The sequence below is a fragment of the Paenibacillus marchantiophytorum genome, from assembly GCF_014640555.1.
In the GTDB taxonomy this organism is placed as follows: domain Bacteria; phylum Bacillota; class Bacilli; order Paenibacillales; family NBRC-103111; genus Paenibacillus_E; species Paenibacillus_E marchantiophytorum.
Window position 1 is genome coordinate 167,390 of record NZ_BMHE01000005.1, and the last position, 20,958, is coordinate 188,347.

Genomic DNA, 20,958 nt, shown 5'->3' on the forward strand with positions numbered 1-20,958 from the left:
ACCTCCTCTCAAGCGAATTTTTTCATGTACCTATACACAATTAAGCTGCGCATTAATAATCTGTACTCTGAATCCGTAGCCAGCTCAGGTCGAACTCCAGCCTTGACTTTGAGCAATGCGGACTTGATCTTCGCACCGTCCATAAATCGGAGCACGTTCGAATCTGTGCTTAGCTGCTGTGCTTCATCGAGGAAAGAATCCCAATGCGGCACCATGCGATGAACCCAATCAGCTCCCTGCACGCCGCGAATCCGTTGATTCAACCGAATCGTATCAGGCAGTAGTTTCTCCGTTGATCTTCGAATCAGAGCGCGATCCAGGCCATTCTGAACATACTGATCTTCAGGCACGGATAAGCAGTAACGAATGACGCGGATATCATTGGTTGGGTCACGCTGCCACAGCGAATGACGCAAGGATAATTTGGTAGTCAGTGTATTCGTGGCATTCCAGTGAAAAAGATCTTGGAAATGACGACGCCTTTGTTCATAAATATTGGAAGTTGAGAACCAGCCTGACCGGTCTATGCCATAGCCGCTTAGTTTATTAAACACTTGGCTCCTATTGGCGAATTCCTGATTAATCAAAATCGGAAATGGGTTGAAAGCACCCTTTTCAAGCAGACGATCCAGGAACGGAAAGGCCACCCTTGCGACAATTGGAAGGCTGCGCAGTCGAGCTCCGCTAGTATGAATACTATACTGATGGAGTTCTTGCAAGAGCCGCACCCAGCGTAATTTCTTCATTAAAGTTGCATAATGATCATACGCGGATCCCCATGAAATGCTTAAATTCCCTCTGGCTCCACTTAGGAGAACGGCAACATCTTGCTCCTGAGCCTTCTCAAACATGCCCCGCATCCAGAATGAGTTCTCAAAAAACTTGTAGGGCATTTCCATTGTTTCTAACAGAGAGTCAATATCTGAGTAAGAATTCTTTCCTTTAAAATCCAGATAATGATCATCGATTCCGCCTACATGCTTCACCGTCATTTGAATAAAGGGGCTTTCGTCAGCCATCAGCTGATTGGCTGTATAATCTCTAAAATCACTTGAGGGAACGTAGCTGAATGTCTGCAGCCGTTTGTTCTCTTTACTTAGCGATTTAACAGCGAAACTGACAACGGAACCCGAATCCAGACCCCCGCTTAGATGTGCCCCAACACCACGATACGTACGCAGCCGAGCATCCACGGATTGCTGGAATACTTCTTGAAAAGCCTCGACGTATTCTTCATTGGATTTCAGTTTCAACGGCTCACTAGCTTCAATCGTGCAGTATCTTTGCAAGGTAATATGCTCACGCGTTACTGTAATGCTATGTGAGGGAGGTATTTGTGCGATATTCTCGTACGGTGTGATGGAACCGTCTACCCCGTCGATTGGCGCCGATATGGCCAGATATTCCGCCAACCATTGTTCGTTCAGCTTCTTCTGAATATAAGGCAGCGTCAAAAGCGGTTCAATAATCGTACAGAAAGCAAACCGTTCACGATGGTGGAGGTAATACAGGGTACGACTTCCGGAAAAATCTCTGGCACCGAAGAGCTTCTGATTTCTTTCGTCCCAGATCATAAAAGCGAAATCACCGACCAAATACTTAGGTGCGTCCGTTTTCCATCTCTGATACGAAAGTAAGATAAGTTCACTATCGGACATCTGATTCCGGCGCCCCGGCTCTACCTGTAAAAGCTGAAACAATTCATCTCGATTATCTATGATCGCATCGGCTGTAATGACTAATTCCCTTTGCGAGTCCCGGTATGGCAAGCGTTCATGGACAGACTCAGGTGTAATCCACTGTGCATGACACCCAAGAAAAATATGATCGTTATACCAGGTTCGGATATCGTTCGATGGATATTTCGCTAGTCCTTGCATTAAGGTTTGGCCATGCTCGGCGCTAACTGGCTCTTGATTACAGTGAAAGATCCCGGTAATGGCACTCATGATTTTCCTCCAAAACGATCTGCTAGAAAACGTTGTTGTTCTCATTAAAGAACATTAAAGCCTAGTTTTCCATTTATATTTCTTTTTATAATCTTATTACACGAAATTCATTCTAAATTCTATCTGTTTTTGTTCTTTATGGAGAACAATCTTAGAATACCATCTATGTTCTTCACTGTCAACAATTTCTTGGATGTTTTTTTAAAAGTCCTTAACTAGCCTGCTGCACAAGTCCACGCCGAATCAGATCATGCAAAAAGGATGCAATATCCTCTTCGACCGACTCATCCACGAAATCGTATTTCTGACGCACCGCCTCGCTAATTGAGTCGACCGTCTGAACTTCCCCCAGCAATGACCAGCAGAATCCCCCCACGCTATTTAACTTCGTTAAGGTATATTCATCCGTATTTAAGATAATCCATTCCATGTCCAGCTGAATGGTCTCATAGTTATTCATACGCAGATACTGGCCTATCATATACGCAACCCCCTAAATGTTGGGTCAAGATGGGGATGATGAATAGCCTCATCCCCCTTAAAAGGTTGATTCACCTTGCTTTGCTCTTGGTTCCAGCGATAAGCCGGTTCCAAATAAACCGGCTGCTGACTTAACACCATAGGACGTGTATACACATTCGTATTTACGCGAGTATCCTTTGTCATAAAGGTACGTCTCCTATCTTTTCCACGTTTGAATAAGTCTTCTTGCTTCTCCGAAAGGGGTATCAATAATTTCGTACATACGCAGGAAGACGGTTGTTTCGAATCGATCCAAGTCAAAATTAATGGTCTGGGCCCCGCTAACCAGCTTGTTCTCGCCAGTAAACGAAAGAACCTTGGAAACCATGATCCGCTCTTTGGCATCAACCAATTCAAGCCTCATCTTGGAAAAACTTTGATCAACAACGACTTCGTCCTGAAGCTTGATCGTAAAATCCAAATTAAGCTTATACGAATAAGGTAAACCATTGCCGTTATTATAATTAGCCGATGTCGACCAATCATTCAGCGTAGCCTGAAAAGGGTAGAAAGCAAGGGTACTGTCTTCCTTCGTATCCATTACTTTCGTCTTAAACGCAGCCATTGTAATATGGTACGGCGCTACACTCTTGCCATCCAGAATTTCCATCACTAATTGCTCGCCAGTTTCCGAGCTTGGAATGATAAAGGAATAATAGATGACATAACTGATATTCGGAATCAGCGTATCCACTTGCGTGTTCTGTCTGGTTCCCATATAGCTATTGCCATTATAGCTGGTTAACTTCGTATCGAATTGTGGAACCTGCATCGGCGTATCGCTATGATTAAGCAATTTGAATTTGGCGACTGCCGCTTTGAAGCCACCACCAGCACTTTCTTGCAAGCGAAGATCCACCATCGATACGTCAACCTCAGGCCGTATTAACTTGTACAAGGGATCGAAGTGGATCGGCTTATTCCACTCATACGGCGATAATTGATTAATATAACCGATCGTGCTCTTAGCGCCAGGAAGCGTAATGGTCAGTCGACCGATTAGATAATTCGTATGTGTTTTGTCTTCTCCCGCGAAATCCTCCGGTGTTAGAATCGACAAGCTCTTCATTTCTAACCGGTTTCTCGCAGGAATGGCATAATGAATATACGTCTGTTCGCCGTATTCCAGCGAGAGCGGGCCTTGTTCCAGCCTTTTGCCATTGTAGACCTTCTTATCTGAAATACCATTGATCCGGAAATCTGGTATGGTCGTCTTCTTGTCTCCTTGGTTCGTAACAAGTAAACCTACAATGACCATTGGACCATCCGGTGTATTCTGTTCATTCAAACTAACGGGCTTGAATTCCAATGTAGTAGACAGCACAGGAATTGTGAACGTATCTTCCCATTTCTTAGTCACAGCGGGATTGGCAAGTGTAGCCTTCTCCCCCTTCCATTCATTGGAAGAAATAGGAATTGAAATAATTCTTTCTTCTTGTTTGGGATAGACGAATTCATTAACATCCAGCCATGAAAGCTCAGTCAGCGAGAAATTATCATAGCGGTCAATGACGTTCATATAGCTAAGTTCGACAGTCTCCTTGGGCTGAATATTCTTGGCATTCGCTTGACTGGGACGCATGATATACTCCAGTCCTTCTTGCGTCTTGACGCGAACTTCATACTCGGGCACCCCGGTCAATCGATCTCCATTATTAAATAAACGAATCGTTGCCGCAATTCGAGTTCCCTCCGAGGTGGATTCATTTAGAATCCCCTTCACTTCCACCTTAATTGCATCCGTTAACTGATAAGTTTTCTCTACAGAGGTTTGGGTATACTTCTCATCGGCTGCCGCGTGGAAAGACGCTGAAGATATAACCAGAGAGGCTGTCAAGACAAGGGCGACCATCGTGTGTTTCCAGTTTATTTTCAATTCAAGTCACTCCATTTTCCATTATTGCTCTTCAACTGCCGTCATTTGAACTTTTTCTTTATCTCTTAATTGATTCGGGCTCGTTTTTACGACAAGATCGCCCTCTTTAAGACCGGAAATCACTTCCTGAATAGGCTCATTCAAGCGACCTAGCTGGACACTTCGTTTCTCAACCGTATCGCCTGCAACTACGAACACATAGTTGGCATCGCCCTCTTTAACAATCGCATATGTAGGAACGGTGAGTACGATTTGATCTTTCTCTTCCGTCAATTGAATCATTAGTTTCATACCAGGCTTCAAGGCTAAATCCTTATTCGGCACTTCCAAATTGATTTCATAAGCTCTCGTTTGGGGATCTATTACCTTGGAGAGATAACTGATCGGCCCTTTGAACTTCTGCGTAGTTCCCGTTAAATAGTAAGGCAGCTCTTTCTTGTCACTCAAGTGTCTCGTTTCTTCTTCCGTCAGTTGCGCTTTGATCTTGACGGGATCCAGTCTTATAATGACCCCAACCGCTGATCCCATCTGCAGCGACATCCCGGCTTCCAGCGGCATCTCGGTCAATAGACCGCTGACTTGTGCCTTTATTTCAAGGTTTTTGAGTATTTGATCCATTTGCTGCAAGGCAATCTGATCATTTTTAAGTTGTGTTTCCAGCTCCGAGGTCATGTCAATCGGCTCCAGCATCGTCAATTTCTTCTTGAGCTGATCCAGATCCAGCTGAGCATCCATCATCTGAGTTTCCATTTGGAACAACTGGGCTTTGGTCACTAAACCGATATCATAATCATTCTTCATTTTGTTATAGCTTCTGCGCAGGCTGGTCATCCCTAATTCCTTTTTTTGAATCGAGTTGCTCATTTCCAGCTTTTGATTTTCGGTCTCTTTCTTGGCCTTCACTCTTGCTTTTTCAATAGCCTCTTGCGCCGTCTTAACCGTTAGTTCAGCAACTTGCCTTTGCAGGGCAACGTCTCCAGATTTGAGTCTGAGGATAATTTCTCCTTCTTGTACCATATCTCCGCGCTTCTTGAAGATTTGCTCCACATCACCCGCTGCTTTGGACACAACACCGAATTGTGCCGAGGATTGCACTTCAGCGGTACGCTCGAGAGGGTCGCCAATTTTCTGCTTAATGACTTTAAAAGCTTTCACACTTTTCAGACTTTGTTCATTATAAACTGATTTCGAATCGGAATTAATCGGAGCTGTATCTGAGCATCCAGACAAAACGCCAATGCTTAGCGCCAAGATACAGAAGGTTCTTGCAGTTTTTCTACGCGGCTTACATCTTTTTTGTCTCATTTGCTATAAACTCGCTCCCCTTACTTTGATTTTGTTAACGGACTGTTATAAATAAGCATCTGCACGATAGTCTTTGATTTCGTTTAAGACGACACCGATCAATTTAGCGTTGGCCATCATTAACTCTTCTTTCACTTTCTTGGCCATATTGCGCTTCACTTTGCCGTATTCCACAACGAGAAGAACCCCGTCGCATTGCGCTGCCAAGAGCTTGGCATCCGTTAAGGTCAGCACCGAAGGCGTATCTACAATCACCAAGTCATAACCGGCTTTGAAATCTGTTAGAAGCGCAGCCATTCGTTTGGAGGCTAATAGCTCAGAAGGATTTTGGCGCCCGGCACCTGAGGTCATGATCCATAAATTTTCGATAAATGAGTCCTGAATGCTTTCCTCCATAGAGGTCTCGCTGCCTAGATAAGTCGTCAATCCCACTGTATTTTCCTTATTAAATACCATGTGAATGGAAGGATTTCTTAAATCGGCATCCAGCAAAAGGACCTTCTTGCCAATCTGTGCGTAAGCTACGGCCAAATTGATCGCAGTCGTCGTCTTACCTTCACCGCGACTTGCCGAAGTCACCGTAATGGTTTTGACTTCCTGTCCCAAAGCCGAACATTCAATATTAAAGCGTAAGGAACGATAGGCCTCTGATACCGGAGAATGCGGGTTGATTTGCATCATAATCGGAACATTAGTGGATGGTTTTGGCATATGGCGTTTCCCCTGTTTTTTTACTGGATTTATAACTCCGTTTGGTTCGCGGTTCTTTATCCTTGTCTTTGAACTTAGGTATGTAGGCCATTGTTGGTGCTGCGAAAATATCGCGGACATCCTCATCCGTTTTGATCGTGTCATCCAAGGCGTCTAGGAGAAGCGTTAAGCCAACCATACCAGCGAGGGACACAATAAAGCTTAGAATAATATATTGGTTAGACTTCTGATTGATAGGAATCGGATAATCCTGACTTTTGGCCCTATTCAAAATCGTGACATTATCGACTTTCATAATCTTGGGAATTTCCACTTGAAAGACATCGGAAACTGCATTGGCGATTTTCACAGCTTTCTCATGCGAGAAGTGTCGAGCACTGATGGTCATCACTTGCGTTTCATTGAGGTTAGACACATTAACGATGGATATGAGTTGATCCGTGGAAACATTTAAATCGGGGTAACGTTGAACGACTTTATCCATAATAGCAGGAGTTCTAATAATTTCCTTAAATGTGTTCATGAGGGCAAGATTAACGCCTATGGCGCCATAATCAATTCTTTCTTTACCTAATTGATCCTGCTCAACAGTTTTATTTACAATCAATTTCGTGGATGCTTGATAGATAGGTTGATAGTTGGATGAGGTATACAGGGCTGTGAGAATAGTTACCCCCAGCACGCATATCGCAATTAGCCACATACGCTTTTTTATAATAATTAAGTACTCTTTCACATTGATTTCCATGATTCCCCTCCAAAGAAGTCTTCTTTGCTTGATGTTCCGTTTCAACTAACCTTTGATACTATTTGTATCATGTTATAGGTATACTTTAAGATACTTTTTGTATCATGTCAATACAATTTTTCGCGATTAAGTTCCAAATCGTATCACGCATTAATCGCAAAAAAAAGAGAGAGAAACTCCCCGCTTCCGGAGACTTCTCTCATCGTTTTAATTGCCTAAGGCTTGTATTCGACTAAGTTCATTTGATCGTTTCGAGAGCGTCAGTGCCTGTTGCAGGAGCAGGGCTAACAATCTGCGCATCGATCCAATCCCAATTTTACTCATGATATTCGCTAAATGAATCTTTACCGTCTTTTCGCTAATACAACAGCTTTCAGCAATTTCCCGATTCGTGTAACCATGTGTAGCGATTAGACCGAGAATCTCTGATTCACGCTGGGTTAAACCATAACTAGCGAAAAATTGATTCAATAACTGGCTGTCTTCTACCATTATTTCCTTCATACAACAACTTCCTTTATATGAATATGTCGTTCTCGACTAAGATCTACAAAGATATCATCAATCTTAACAAGGGGGTTCGTATCATCCGTAGGATTAATATAAACGACCTCTCCCCATCGACCATCAGTAAGCTTCACTTTCCTGCCAACTAAATTCTGGATCATATTATTCAGAAAAACAGCGACAATATGAGGATCTAATTCACCGAAAAAGCCTTCCCTCATCCGATTAACAACTTCGTAAAACGGCATCATCTCATGGTAAGGACGCTTCGAGGACATAGCATGAAAGACATCTGCAACGGCTACGATACGGCTCATGCGATCTACTTGTGAATCCTTGAGACCTAGCGGATACCCCGTGCCATCAGCCCGCTCATGATGCTGCAGCGCGACTAGGGCAACCCTATAATGAATCCCCGCAGTTTCTCTCAGCATATTGTAGCCTCGAACCGTGTGCTGCTTCATCTCGCCATATTCATCGTCCGACAGCTTACCTGGCTTCAGCAGAATTTCTTCTGCTATCGTAATCTTCCCTACATCATGCATGGTAGCTGCAAGAGATAGCAGCGCCACTTCTTTATCATCGAGATTTAACCATTTCCCGATCAGCGTTGACAGAATCCCAACACCAATATTGTGCTGATGCGTGTATTCATCTTTCGCTTTGACAGCTTGAAACAACTCGTATAAATCGGGGTTCTCTGCCGCTTGCTGAACAATAGGAATCAAATCATTCTTGATTTCTAGCAAGGGGATTTTCTTCTGTGATTGAATACGCTCGAATAAATCCTTGGCATATTGAGAAGCTTTTTGGACAAGGTGTTCGGAGGAATTAATGGATGATTCGGATTCAATTTCTTCTTCTTCCACGGTCGTCATGATGTCCATGAAGTCAATACGATGCTGCTGGAATAAATCCAGGTGCTCCTGCGTGAGGACGGATTGACTTGGTACTAGTACAAGTCCATAACTTGTTGTGACATCGTATTTCAACTTCTTACCCAATAGTTCTCTCAAAGAAGCTCGCCCCAATTATTTTCAAAATATAACCAATTTCAATTATATACGACAAATTTATTTCCATCTATGGGATAGATAGCCCGTATTTAAACATATAAACTAGGATAAAGAGCCTATAGACTGGAAAACCATAATCCATAATAGGACTATTGGTCTGGTCATGACATGAAATTCATTCTATCCTACCCCGTGACATCCGTCTAGTCATCTGCATAGAGTAAGTATCGACAATTCCGCTTTAACCTAAGGAGGAACTTACTTACTATGACAGCAAAGAAAAAACAAGAGCTCAGAGACTTGGATCAAGATACCCAAATCGTGCAGCAGCCTGAGACGGAACAATCTTTAAATGAAGCCTATCAGCAACCTGCGCCTTATCCATACGGCTATCCCGTACCGCAAGCCTACGCTTGGGTGCCTGTTTATGATCCGCGCGGCTTGGGCGGCATGATTGGCATCCCAGGCTTTCCCGGCGGCGGCGGCGGCTTTCCCGGTGGCGGGATGACGCCTGGGTTCCCTGGGCAGCCTGGTGGATTCCCTGGGCAACCTGGCGGATTCCCTGGGCAGCCTGGCGGGTTCCCCGGGCAACCTGGCGGGTTCCCTGGGCAGCCTGGCTTCCCTGGCGGTGGTTTCCCAGGTCCAGGCTTGCCAGGACCACCGCAAGGAGGCGGCCAGCAGGCTCCTACCTCCCCGCCACCAGCCTTCACTCCGCAAAAGCCGCTTACTGCAGCTGGCGGCGAGGCCTTCGCCATTAATCCTGGCGGCATCGCTCGCTGTTTGTTTAATTTCACTTACGTGTGGCTGCGCAACGGCCAGTCCTTCTGGTACTTCCCTATCTTCGTGGGCTCAACGTCCATAGGCGGTTTCCGTTGGAATGGTTTCTCTTGGATGTACTTCGGCATGGATTTGCGGTTTATTGACGCATTTACTTGTTAAATTTTCCATTCGAACAAATAAGCACGTTCGGCTAGCTTATTCTCAGCGTATCAGCCCCCGCCATCATGGCGGGGGCTGATACGCATTTATCATCAAGCCATCTGCTCATACGCCGTAAAAGGATCCGCAATCTCCATATAATGGGCTTCGGTATCGCTGGCTCCGACATATAAGTCCGCCAAACTGTTCGCCTTTCGGACCAAACCTCCGCTGAAGATCACATCTGCCAGATCTGCCCGCTTCGCCGGTCCGTCCGGAAAGTCGCTGCGGGTTGCAATGATTTTGACCGGTGACTTCTCCCTCGTCCAAGGATTAAGGACGAAGGACATGGCATGATAATGCAGCCGTCCTTCGTCATCCGTATACGAGATATGGCCCAGCACGCCAAGAAACCCATTTGTCAGCAAATGGATTTCATTTGCGCCGCCCCATTCGTCCTTCAGGAATTGATCGCGGAACAAGGGAGCCTGGATAATCGCTGTTTCCGACAATTCATCGAACGAATCGAGGATGCTGAATCCGATGACAGCTCGTGTGCCCTCGATGCCGAACGGCCTCGAAAATACGCCAATCCGTCCATCCGATAGTGCGGTCAGCCGGATATCTTTCATATTCCATGGACCCGAAGCGGCATGTTTGAGTTCATGCAGGTTCTTCCCTCGGTAGAGCACGGTTTTCCAACCGATAATCGCTCTTTTCGTCACCTGGTCAAAATACAACTCGACGCCACCGAAAATCCATTCGCCATTAATCTGGGTAATGAATGGATCTTGCAGCTGAAATTTGGGCAAATCCAGCTTGGGTGTCCATATATCCTCCCGGCATGTAAAGAAGATAATTTCGGATTCCTCTGAATCCCGCGCCTCGACCCGGCCTGCGATGTAGAGCTCCCCTTCATTCATGAAAGGAGCCGTAATATTGTAGACATCCCGATCGCCGACTCCGGCAAAATGGAGTTTGCGGCCTTTGTGCCGAGCAGGCTGATAATCCAGCAGGAGTTCTTTGCATGTCTTCGTTTGCCATTCCAGTTTCATCATAGGTGACATTCAGCCTCTCTCAGGTGTATTCCAGCATGCCTTTTTCTTTCAACATAGCAACGATTTCCTTGACATCCTGCGCTTTCTCCTTCGAACAGATGAGCAGCGCGTCCTTGGTATCTGCAATAATCAAGCCATCGATACCAAGCGTGGTAATTAATCTTATTTCCCCATAAATAATGGAATTTCGCGTTTCAATCCCTACGTAGTTCGCTTTCACAATATTCCCGTCTACATCTGGAGGAAAGATAGCCCCGAGCGCATCCCAACTTCCGATATCGTTCCAGCCAAAATCACCTTCAATCACGACAACCTCGTCGCAGCGCTCCAAGATGCCGTAATCAATTGAAATGTTTTGCAGCGAAGGATAAATGGCGTTAATCATTTCTACTTCCTGGCTTGTGCCCATGTAGGCCATCAAAGGCAGCATCGTTTTATATAGCCTCGGCAAAAATCGCTTGAAATTATCGAGAATGCTGGACGTTTTCCAAATAAACATCCCGCTGTTCCACAAGTAGTGGCCTGAACTAAGATAGGACTGGGCCTTCGCAAAATTAGGCTTTTCTACGAATTCAGCAACCTCATACACGCTGCATGGCTTGCTCATAAAGGCTTCATTTTGACAAGAAATATAGCCATAGCCTGTCGAGGGAAACGTAGGTTTGATTCCGATGGTCACGAGCTTACCGGTTTCTATCGCAATTTGGCAGGCATGATCCAGCGTCTTCTTGAATTTATCTTCTTCGGTAATATGATGATCGGAAGGAAAAACGACCATAAGCGAATCGCCATGGTGCTTTTCAATAAATAAGGCAGCCAGAAGAATGCTTGCCGCTGTGTTCTTGGCCACAGGCTCCGCTAAAATATTGCCGGGCTGGACACTCGTATGCATGATGCTTTCCAGCAAAACAGCTTGGGAACGATTCGTAACTACGATCGTATTCTCCATAGGGATCACCCCATTGAACCGCTGAATCGTATCATTGAGCATAATATCATTGCCGCTGATATTCAGCAGCTGTTTGGGCAGCTCTTGCCTGGAAAGCGGCCAGAAGCGGGTTCCCCCGCCGCCGGCAAGTATCGTTGCGAATTTATTCATGCTGCATCACCAGCCTAGCCATACAGTACGAGACGATATTTTCCGAGCCTTGGTTGAGATTCAATCCGGAAGCATGAATGCCATCGTAGCAGGCACCGGTCTGAGCATCAATCAAGGAAAGTTGACTTGAGTTATGCCCGTGGAACCAGTCATAGCAGAGCAACGCTTTTATATAATAGGTCTGATCCCCTAACGCTCTGTACGCTTCCATACAGGCTAAGAGCATTTCGCATGCCTCAATCGGCTGCTCGTCAAACAGAGCGGCATCCTGACCTCTCGTCAGCCAACCATGACTGCCAATCGGCTTGAAATAACCTTGCTGAGCGAAGGTAACGGACGCCAAATAGTCCAAGCTTTCCTTAGCCGTTAGTCGGAATTGCTCTGTGTATTGCAACTGCGATGTAAGCTGCGAGGCCTTGAAAAGCGCCCAAGGCAGCATCGCGTTGCCATAGGTTATACTGTCCTCAAACCACAGCCAGCCATCGCCTTTATTCGCTTGATATTGAGTATGCAGCCACATTGCCAGCTCCTCAACTAAGGAAGCTATTTGCGCTTGTGGAAGAAACGCGGAATCTCCTTGTTCTTTAGTCGGATAAGGGAACTGATACGTGAAAGCTTGCGGCGTTTCGAGCAGATACGTCAAACCAATCATCGCATAGGCCATGGCCCGCGGAGACGATAAGCCTTTCACATGCTTGAGTGCCTGATTGATCATATATCGGCAAGTATTCTGGATATTATCCGGGACAGATGCTTCCGACAAGGTAAATCCGAGCGCCCATAAACAACGGCCCAGACAATCCTCCGAGCCTACCTGTTCAATGAATGCCCGCTGATAATCCATGAAATTCCGAAAGCTGCCATCCTCATTTTGCGCATGATGAAGAAAGGACGAATAAATCGAAATTAGATTTAGCGCCTTGCTATCTTGATTGTTCTTGTGCAGCATGACTGCAGCGATTAGAGCCCTCGCGTTGTCGTCGGACGTGTACCCCTTGGAACGATCAGGGATGCCAAATTTCGTATGCTGAAAGATGCCGGTATCATCCGTTAAGCGATACAAATAATCCGCTGTGAACGGCTTGACCGTCAGCTTCCCCATCAAACCGCACTCCCTTTGATCACAATCCGGCTCGCGATCGTTTCACGAAACAGCGCCGCATAAGACTTGGCGACTTCACTCCACATCATCGTGCTTCCAAGCGCTTGTGTTCTGCTCTCCATCTCCAGCTTCAAATCCGGATGGTCCAGAACATTCACGATGTGCTGCTCGAGCGAGGCTGAATCATGGAAATTGCCCAGCAGTCCGCGGCCGTCTGCCAACATTTCCACCGCATAGCGGTAGGGGGTTGAGATAATGACCCGGCCATAACCGATACCATAGGCTAGCGTTCCGCTTACAGCTTGATCCTTGCCCAGATAAGGAGTCATATAGATATCGGATAAGACCAGTGATTCAACGACTTCCTCCTGTGTCAAAAGCTTATCTACAAAAGTGACATGCGCCTCGAGTCCAAGCTTCGACACTAAATCCATCAGCTTCTGTCTGTAGACTTCTCCAACTTCCTGCTGCACGACTGGATGTGTTTTGCCCCAAATGATGTATAGCGCTTCAGGGTGTTTGGCGACAACGCCACGCATCGCTTCAATGGCATATTCAATCCCTTTGCCTGGGCTCAGAAATCCGAAAGTCGATAGAATCTGCCTGTTCGCATACCCATAGCGGTCTTTCAGCTCATCTCTTGAGGCCGTATCCACGAAAGGAACACCATGATGAAACATCGTGATCTTCGCATTTTCGATGCCGTAGACGTCCTGCAAATCCTGCACTTTATTTTGAACCATTGTAATCACTCTAAAGCTTAGCTCGGCAAGCCGCTTCATGATCAATCGCTGTTTATCACTAGGTTCCGATAGGACCGTGTGGAAAATGACAACGAATGGAATCTTTAATTTCTCAGCCAGATCCAGCACATACTCGCCGCTTTCGCCGCCATAAATCCCAAACTCGTGCTGAATGACAAGCAAATCGATGTCAGAACGATTCAAATCCAGTGCTGTCTTACTATAATCTGCTCGTTGATGCTGGCTAATTTGTCCCATTACTTGGCTGCCATACACATACGATTTGTTATTGTTAAGGGCAATCATACGGGGTGAATTAAAATCTTCGATCCGTGCAATTTCGTTCATCAAATCCTGTGAAAATGTAGCTAACCCGCACTCTCTGGGGAGGCTTGTTCCCAAAAAAGCGACATTGCGTTTAATGGATTTTAAAATCATTGAAATTCCTCCTATTTTTTATAAATTATTACAAATGAGTGCAAAAAAAGAAATAAAGATCACTTTATTTCCTACGTAAATCGCTATCCAATTAACTTCCCTTGCTCTTGCCGTTCCGCTCCTATCTGCTGCTTAAACCTTAGCACGACCTTATTTTCTTGTCAATGCGAGCTCGGTAAACAGGCATGCCGTTTGACATGCGGGAAACTTGTGATAAAATTAACATATGACAAGAAAATATGGTCATTCCCTCGGCTGATTAAACATATTATGGTTAATCGGTCTTTTAGATCTTTTCCCATTCGATTAGGAGGCAACACACTGATGAGCAATTCTATCCAGTTAAGCGAACGGGACCAACTAAGCAAGTCACAAATGAATCTATTGAGAAAACAGGGTCTGGTGCCAGCCGTTGTTTATGGCACTGACGTTGGCAGTATCTCCGTTACGGTAAGCGAAAAGGACATCCTTTCCACCTTGAAACGGAATCCCCGTGCTATACTTCATGCAGCTATTCCACAAAACGGCAGCAAGCCTGTTCTCCTTCAAAATGTTCAAAGAGATCCTATTTCCAACAAGATTGTTCACGTCGATTTCTATCAACTGAATATGAATATAAGCATGGACTCCAAAGTTACCATTCATTTCTCTGGTGAGCCTGTTGGCGTTAAAGAGGGAGGAATTCTTCAAGTGGAGTTGTACGAAGTTCAAGTTCGCTGCATGCCTGATAAGTTGCTTAGCGCTTTTGAAGTTGATATTAGCGGACTTGGTATTGGCGATCATCTGCTCGTTTCTGATCTTTCCTTTCACGAAGGAATTGAAGTCCTGTCCGACGCCACGGCCATGTTAGTGAAAATCTCGCATGCCCACGCAGAGGAACCAGCCGTCGTTCCAGCCTAAACAAAAATAGGAATCCTACACATTGTGCAGGGTTCCCTTTTTTAATTTGACTGGTCTTCCTCTCCATAATCGACAATGATCAACTGCCCTGGAGTCACCTTAAAATACTTGCAAAGCCGCCATACCAAGTCCCTCGGATACTGAACCATCTCATCTTTGTACATCTTTCGAACCGAATCAAAATGGTAATCAATATCTTTGGCCAGCTGACGAATCGATAGCTTAGGATCTTTTTCTCTCATCATTTCTTTCAGATTGCTATGAACCCCCGGCATGCCTACACCTCAATTTAATCAACAGATATAGTAAAGATAATAGCCTGATTCATTGGGCTTGTCTAGGGTTCCTTGCGTCATTAAACTTCAGACGCATGATCGCGGTATTCCGTTGAGGGTGCAGCCAACCAGCTGCTTAAACACAGACATGAAATACTTCGCATTCGGATAACCGGACAGCCGGGAAATATCCTGAATTTTCAGCTGCGAATTTTGCAAGAAATTCTTGGCCTTCTCCATCCGGCACTGCGCGACGTAATCGGAAAGATTAACACCGGTTTCTGTAGCTCGTAACTTCATAACGAATCGCCTCCAAGGCGATAGCAAAGTCACTATGGCCGCTAACAATAATGACCGGCAGATTAGGCATCTGTAACTTGAGTCGCTTCGTCAATTCAATCCCATTCATGTCTTTCATCCTAATATCCGTAATCACGGCATCAGCGGCATTCGTTTTCAGCCATTCCAAAGCTTCCAAACCATTAGCCGCCTCACCGACCACCTTACAACTGCCGATCACTTCTTCCAGCAAGCTTGCGGAATCAGGAGCGCAGATTCGTTTCGTGCTCTACAAGCAGTATGCGAAGCATGGGCTAGAACTCCTCTCCAGCTGGTTTGCGACATTCCATTCCCCGAACTATTAACTTTAAATTCCCCCTTACCTCTACATGTAATTTTAGCATCAAATTATTTCTAGAAAACTTTAAATTTAGTATCAATTGGTTTTGGTTGGTGTGGAAAGTAAGCTAGTTGAAGGAATAAGAGCCTTTGGAGACTTCTATCTGCGCGGAATGTGGGGGTTGGCGGGGAATAAGAGCCTCTGGAGACTCTTATCTGTGGTTTTGGTGCGGAAAAGCCAGCTAGTTGAAAGAATAAGAGCCTTTGGAGACTTCTATCTGCGCCGAAAGTGGGTGTTGGCGGGGAATAAGAGCCTCTGAAGGCTCTTATCTGTGGTTTGGTGTGAAAAATCCAGCTTGTTGCAGGAATAGGAGCCTCTGGAGACTGCTATCTGCGGGGAATGTGGCTGCTGCAAGACAAGGAATTTTGAGGCTATTCCCCTTACGAACTCAATAACCTCTATTCGATCAGAATGGTTCACTTTAAAAATCTAATGTATTCACGAAACCTTATTTCAAGCAAATGACCACCATTGCACCTATAGACTGCTCGATAACCCCAATTCAGTTCATTAGATCGCCAAAGCAGCCAATTTTTCGTCTATAAGCATCATCCAGTTCATTAGAATGCAGAATGCTTAGGCAACGACCTGGCGGTGCTGAACTTTGCTGCTCTGTGCGGAATGTGGGGTTTGATGTGGAAGAAGAGCCTTTGGAGACTTCTATCTGCGCGGAATATGGGTGTTGGCGGGGAATAAGAGCCTCTGGAGGCTCTTATCTGTGGTACATACGCGGAAAATCTAGCTAGTTGAAAGATGAGGAGTCCGCTCTAAGGTATCAGTTCAAACTTCACCGCGTCAACCGTTACAAACCGATCGGTATCATCGGTGCGAACCGTGACGCTCCCGCCCGTTCCCGCCACGAAAGGATACGAGCCAAGCAAGTTCCACTGACCTCCGTAAACCCGTTGAGTGACGCTTACTGTTGCCATTCCGAGAAATGGTTCGAATTGTATTGATTTCGCAGACAAAAAAAAGCCTCTACATCCACTTAACAAAGTGGTCTAGAGGCTTCTCGAAATTTAGTTGTCCGAGTAGCTTACATCGTCAAACAGCATGTTGCCCGAATTCCAGCTGCGGAAACCGATTTGTCCTGCTGACGTTGGCAGGTTGGCTACTATGCCTGTATATATTTGTGTGCCATCTACCCACACGGTAACCGTTGAACCCGTAAACTGTACCTTGATCAAATAAGTCGTCCCGCTCGCTAGCGCAGGTCCCGTGAAATTGCCATATTGCCCCGCTCCATTCGACCAGGCCCATGAAGTGCCAAGATCATAGCCGATTGCTGCCCAATCACTAGTCCCCGTGTAACGAAACACAGCCTGGAAGCGCCCATTGGCATTCTGCGGTGTCACTTTAAACGTGTAGACACCGTCGGCTTTCGCCGGGGAGCTGCTGTCTATGGCAACAGTACTGCTGCTGTTCGCGTTAATATTGAGTCCACCAGAGAGTGCGCCGACCGTTCCCGTACCGACAACCCGATTCCAACCTGTAATTCCACTGTTAAAATCTTGCGTATACGCCGAACCGCTGCCGCTTGCTTTGTATACATTAATCTCTGCTGCTGAAGCCCAGCCGCCAGTTCCAGCCGTAGCTTCCAATCGTACATATGTTGCCGTTGTTGCTGTGAACGCTGCGCTTTTCTCTGAAGCATCATTGGCCCATGTGCCTGTCGCTGCCTGCGTAAAGGTTGTTCCATTCGTACTTGTGTAAACTTTGTATCCCGTAATGTTCCCGTTAGCTCCGCCGTCTTGCCTTGGCAGCATTTTGAGCTGATTAATCATGTAGCTGCCACCCAAATTCAATGTAATTGACTGCGGAAGCGGGTTGGATAAATCCCATTTGGTATGCCAGAAGGTTGACATGTTGCCATCCAGCACGTTCGCTGCGGCATTGCTCGCATTCACGGTCTCCTGACTTGTTGCCGCAGCCGTCATCTGGGATTGGGGAATTACTGTTGGATCTACAGGAACCGTGCCTCCCACCGTTACTTTCAAATTGTCCATGATGAAGTCCGTATCGTTGCTCGTCACCTTCTGAATGCCGATCCAGCTGTTGCCGGAAGCGCCAGCCGTGAATACCTTGGAGAAAGTCGTAGGCGTCGTCACCGTTCCCAAGCTCGTTGTCGATACAATCGAGGTGCCATCGCCCACGAGAAAAGCATAATCGCCAGCTGCCTGATTCTCATAGCTGAACGTTACCGTATACGTCGTTCCCGGTGCGAAACGCAAGGTTTGCGGAATCGTTTGGTACAATAAACCAGACGATTCTTTGTGTGCCATGAGAGACCAATTGCCGCTTAACACATCATCAATCGCTTTGCCATTCCATCCTTTTTGTGAAAAAGGGGCATGCAGCTTCATCAGATGCGTGCGGGGATCGTTGACACCGCCCGCAGCGCCTTTGACGAAGGGATACCAGCCATCAGGCACGTTTTCGAAGTCCTGAACGAAATAATCATTATTCGGGTTCGCTGTTCTCGTCATTTTCTCCAAGCGCACATCATCGAAGGTCGCTGCTGATGTGCCTGCGTCCGTTTTCAAATACAGCGTTGCTGTTGTCGCGCCCGCAGGAACATCGAACCACACGTACATGCGCTGCATCATCGTATCATGCTTGGAATCGGCTGCGATGTAGTTCTTCCACAGCGAGCTGTCCGCATAAGCGCTAACATCGGCACCGCCGTAGTTGCTTACGCCCAAGTAGGCTTTGCGGCTGCCGCCCGTTGCCACATAGACAGAGGCATAATAAGTGCCTTGCGTGAGCCCGGTAAGGGTTTGACTGACTGTCGTCGCGCCTGTGCTGCTGCCGACTTGCAGTTCATACTGTCCATTCGTGTTGCGCACGACAGATGCCCCACTGCCAGCAACCGTCCACGCAGTCAGGTTGCCGTTATTGAATCCTGGGTCAGCGATACCGGCCCCCTCGCCGTAATTCACTGCAGCATTCGCTGATGCTGCTCCTTTGTAGATCACGTAAGCTTTATTCGCACTTGCCGGAATCGTGATCTGATTGCTGCTCACAGCGAGGTCACTGACGAATGCTCGGCCTTGATCCGAAAGCTGATACAGCTTCACGGTGCTCAGCCCCGCCCAGCTTGCGGGCAGTGTCCATGTCGTGCTGCCTGCAGCGGCATTCCAGTGGTACAGCTTATCTTCCGTTGCCGGATTCCAAGGCAATAGATAAGCGCCGCCATTCAGTATCGTACGACCGTCTTTGGTAATCACGCGTGTTCCCCCAGCGTTGCTGACGGACACGTTATTTTCCAAATTAATCGTGTTCGTCGTCCATTTCAACATTTTGAAATGCTGCAAATACTTCGTCGGCAAATCGGTCGCGAACGTCATATTGATCATTGTGTCGAAGTTCGTTTTCCCTTGCCAGCCTTCATAAGCGGATAGCTCTGTGCCCCCGAGCAGCGGATCGCGGGCAATCCAGGTGTCCTTCTGGTGGTTGCGGATGAAACGGGCAATCTGGCTGTTAAAGCCCTTCGTATCGGAACCTCCATAGTTGTAGTCCACTGCCCAATGGTTCCAAATGCTGTTGTATTCATGGTCGGATGGGAATTCCGTCGCTAACGGCCACCCCAGCGAATTCACTTCGCGGGCGGCTTGACGGGAATCCCAGCCATTGCTTTGCCATACATCGATATAAATGTAACCCAAATTCGGCACTTGATTTTTGAGCTGCTGCAATCTGGCTAGACGGCTGCCGGAGGTGGAATCATAGCGTTTATTGATGTAATAAGACGCGTCCAGCCAATCCCAGCCTGCCGAATTTTTATTGACGAGCGTTTCATTAAAAGCCTGCGCCTCTGGATAGGATTCAGTAGCATTGATGTGTACACCGTACAAGGCGTTATAAGCGCTGCCTGCATTTACTAGCGTGTTCAAATCAGTCGCTCCGCCTTGCCGCTGACCGATATCTCCATAGTCCGGGTGCCCGGAATCATGGCCTTCGGAACCGTAGCCTTTGAGCAGGACCATTTGACCGAGGCCATCTGTCGCATTGTATACTTTCTTCGTCTCATCGAGCGTCTTCGTGAACGGGTTCGTTGCTTGACTGGCGAAGTTCATCGGAATACGCTGAACCACCAGATCCGGCACCTTGTCAGCCCCAACTGGATTGTTCATGATGCTGCGATACGCAATCGCGCCATCCTGCCAATCGACTTGGCTGTCCGCATTGGCGTCGCCGGTAATGACGACCTTAGCGCTCGGCAGCGGGTCCGTCGTCGTCATGACATTCGCGCGGTAAATCCAGGCACCGCTCCATAGCCCCGTACGCGAGTAGCCTGTTTTGGCGACAGTTTGCTCCTTCACGCGTCCGTTATTGTCTGCACTTTCATAAACGGAATTCGTCCACAGGCCGCCAGCAAGCTGATTCGTATTGACGAAGCCATACATGTAATCGACCGATGCAGCGTCCGCAGATGGCGTACCGGCTACCGACTTGATCGTATCCCCTGTGCCCGTGACAGCCGTGTACATCTTGTTGCCAGCGAAAGTTGCGCCACTTTGGGTGCTTCTAACCGAGAGTAAATTATGATTGCGAATTTCCAAAGTATTCACTTTGGTCGTGCCATTCTCCGCAATATTCGTCACATCGAAAAGCAAAGTATTGCCAGCCACTTTCATTTGTACCGTAAGATCAATATTCAGCGAAGCGACTGTAAGCGTATACAAAGCAGTGTCTGCTGAAGGGGAAGAAAAGGAAACCGTTGGCGTGTACGCTGTGCCATTGATGTAAATCTGATTCAACGTGTCCTCCGACCCATAGAGAATAGCGCCATTAGCCAACCACGTGTATTGACTTACCTTGGGGAACGTCGTGTCCACCTCCACGCTAAGCACCGATGAGGTGATCGATTGTGAAGCTGCGCTTGCCGTGCCGTACACCACTTTGGCAAGGGGTTCAATCCCGGCAGATCCAACCTGCAGCGCCATCAGCGCAGACAGGGCCAAACTCATTTTCCAGGTTAAACGACCTCTTCGACCTTTTTGATTCATTAATTCATCCTCCCTTTCAACTATGATCGACTTCCCCCTTACTATATCACTGATTTTATGGACAAATAATTGATACATTTTGTTATTCCTTGATGTTTTTTGA

At 46.6% G+C, this 20,958-nt stretch carries 20 protein-coding genes; 2 read left to right on the forward strand and 18 right to left on the reverse strand.

Annotated features, from left to right (window positions below; translation table 11 throughout):
- Positions 1-8: 8 nt before the first annotated feature.
- The 9 genes from IEY34_RS07660 to IEY34_RS07700 all read right to left on the reverse strand — a co-directional run bounded on the left by IEY34_RS07660 (position 9) and on the right by IEY34_RS07700 (position 8,634).
- Positions 9-1,949, reverse strand: coding sequence for an asparagine synthase-related protein (locus IEY34_RS07660; RefSeq protein WP_189009925.1), 1,941 nt, complete (start codon positions 1,947-1,949; stop codon positions 9-11).
- A gap of 211 nt (positions 1,950-2,160) precedes the next feature.
- Positions 2,161-2,430: a PqqD family protein gene (locus tag IEY34_RS07665; RefSeq protein WP_189009927.1), complete on the reverse strand. Its 270-nt coding sequence runs from the start codon at positions 2,428-2,430 to the stop codon at positions 2,161-2,163.
- Positions 2,427-2,615 carry a hypothetical protein gene (locus IEY34_RS07670; protein ID WP_189009929.1) on the reverse strand — a complete coding sequence of 63 codons (189 nt, stop codon included), beginning with the start codon at positions 2,613-2,615 and terminating at the stop codon, positions 2,427-2,429. Before IEY34_RS07670 ends, IEY34_RS07665 begins: the two co-directional genes overlap by 4 nt.
- A 13-nt stretch (positions 2,616-2,628) precedes the next feature.
- On the reverse strand, positions 2,629-4,347 hold the full coding sequence (locus tag IEY34_RS07675) for a hypothetical protein (RefSeq protein WP_189009931.1): 1,719 nt from the start codon (positions 4,345-4,347) through the stop codon (positions 2,629-2,631).
- A gap of 21 nt (positions 4,348-4,368) precedes the next feature.
- Positions 4,369-5,652 (reverse strand): efflux RND transporter periplasmic adaptor subunit, encoded by a 1,284-nt coding sequence (locus IEY34_RS07680; protein ID WP_189009933.1) that lies wholly within the window; start codon positions 5,650-5,652, stop codon positions 4,369-4,371.
- A 45-nt stretch (positions 5,653-5,697) separates the two neighbouring features.
- Entirely contained in the window at positions 5,698-6,363 is a 666-nt protein-coding gene (locus tag IEY34_RS07685) for a CpsD/CapB family tyrosine-protein kinase (RefSeq protein ID WP_189009935.1), read from the reverse strand.
- Positions 6,344-7,111, reverse strand: a complete 768-nt coding sequence (locus IEY34_RS07690; protein ID WP_189009937.1) for a YveK family protein — start codon at positions 7,109-7,111, stop codon at positions 6,344-6,346. Before IEY34_RS07690 ends, IEY34_RS07685 begins: the two co-directional genes overlap by 20 nt.
- Positions 7,112-7,318: 207 nt before the next feature.
- Positions 7,319-7,615 (reverse strand): helix-turn-helix domain-containing protein, encoded by a 297-nt coding sequence (locus tag IEY34_RS07695; RefSeq protein WP_189009939.1) that lies wholly within the window; start codon positions 7,613-7,615, stop codon positions 7,319-7,321.
- Positions 7,612-8,634 (reverse strand): HD-GYP domain-containing protein, encoded by a 1,023-nt coding sequence (locus tag IEY34_RS07700; protein WP_189009941.1) that lies wholly within the window; start codon positions 8,632-8,634, stop codon positions 7,612-7,614. Before IEY34_RS07700 ends, IEY34_RS07695 begins: the two co-directional genes overlap by 4 nt.
- Before the next feature lie 267 nt (positions 8,635-8,901).
- On the opposite strand from IEY34_RS07700, the gene IEY34_RS07705 reads away from it, so the two are divergent.
- A complete protein-coding gene (locus tag IEY34_RS07705; protein WP_308422988.1) occupies positions 8,902-9,573 on the forward strand; it encodes a hypothetical protein in 672 nt (223 codons plus the stop codon).
- A 92-nt stretch (positions 9,574-9,665) separates the two neighbouring features.
- Here IEY34_RS07705 and IEY34_RS07710 read toward each other — a convergent pair whose 3' ends face one another.
- From IEY34_RS07710 to IEY34_RS07725, 4 genes are read right to left on the reverse strand one after another with little or no spacing between them, the layout of a single operon-like run.
- Positions 9,666-10,610 carry a DUF1861 family protein gene (locus tag IEY34_RS07710; RefSeq protein ID WP_308422989.1) on the reverse strand — a complete coding sequence of 315 codons (945 nt, stop codon included), beginning with the start codon at positions 10,608-10,610 and terminating at the stop codon, positions 9,666-9,668.
- 19 nt (positions 10,611-10,629) lie between these two features.
- Positions 10,630-11,709, reverse strand: a complete 1,080-nt coding sequence (locus tag IEY34_RS07715) for a mannose-1-phosphate guanylyltransferase (RefSeq protein ID WP_189009943.1) — start codon at positions 11,707-11,709, stop codon at positions 10,630-10,632.
- Positions 11,702-12,811, reverse strand: a complete 1,110-nt coding sequence (locus IEY34_RS07720) for a glycosyltransferase (RefSeq protein ID WP_189009945.1) — start codon at positions 12,809-12,811, stop codon at positions 11,702-11,704. Before IEY34_RS07720 ends, IEY34_RS07715 begins: the two co-directional genes overlap by 8 nt.
- Positions 12,811-13,992, reverse strand: coding sequence for a glycosyltransferase family 4 protein (locus IEY34_RS07725; RefSeq protein ID WP_189009947.1), 1,182 nt, complete (start codon positions 13,990-13,992; stop codon positions 12,811-12,813). Before IEY34_RS07725 ends, IEY34_RS07720 begins: the two co-directional genes overlap by 1 nt.
- A gap of 324 nt (positions 13,993-14,316) precedes the next feature.
- Between IEY34_RS07725 and IEY34_RS07730 the strand changes: the two genes are divergently transcribed.
- Complete coding sequence (locus tag IEY34_RS07730) at positions 14,317-14,892, forward strand: 50S ribosomal protein L25 (protein ID WP_189009949.1); 576 nt, start codon at positions 14,317-14,319, stop codon at positions 14,890-14,892.
- Between the two features lie 41 nt (positions 14,893-14,933).
- Here the strand turns inward: IEY34_RS07730 and IEY34_RS07735 are convergent, their stop codons facing one another.
- The 5 genes from IEY34_RS07735 to IEY34_RS07755 all read right to left on the reverse strand — a co-directional run bounded on the left by IEY34_RS07735 (position 14,934) and on the right by IEY34_RS07755 (position 20,855).
- Positions 14,934-15,167: a helix-turn-helix domain-containing protein gene (locus tag IEY34_RS07735; RefSeq protein ID WP_189009951.1), complete on the reverse strand. Its 234-nt coding sequence runs from the start codon at positions 15,165-15,167 to the stop codon at positions 14,934-14,936.
- 87 nt (positions 15,168-15,254) lie between these two features.
- Positions 15,255-15,467, reverse strand: a complete 213-nt coding sequence (locus tag IEY34_RS07740; protein ID WP_189009953.1) for a helix-turn-helix transcriptional regulator — start codon at positions 15,465-15,467, stop codon at positions 15,255-15,257.
- Positions 15,436-15,645 (reverse strand): response regulator, encoded by a 210-nt coding sequence (locus IEY34_RS07745; protein WP_229757510.1) that lies wholly within the window; start codon positions 15,643-15,645, stop codon positions 15,436-15,438. Before IEY34_RS07745 ends, IEY34_RS07740 begins: the two co-directional genes overlap by 32 nt.
- Before the next feature lie 968 nt (positions 15,646-16,613).
- On the reverse strand, positions 16,614-16,814 hold the full coding sequence (locus IEY34_RS07750) for a golvesin C-terminal-like domain-containing protein (protein ID WP_189009957.1): 201 nt from the start codon (positions 16,812-16,814) through the stop codon (positions 16,614-16,616).
- A gap of 51 nt (positions 16,815-16,865) precedes the next feature.
- On the reverse strand, positions 16,866-20,855 hold the full coding sequence (locus tag IEY34_RS07755) for an endo-alpha-N-acetylgalactosaminidase family protein (protein ID WP_189009959.1): 3,990 nt from the start codon (positions 20,853-20,855) through the stop codon (positions 16,866-16,868).
- Positions 20,856-20,958 lie beyond the last annotated feature (103 nt).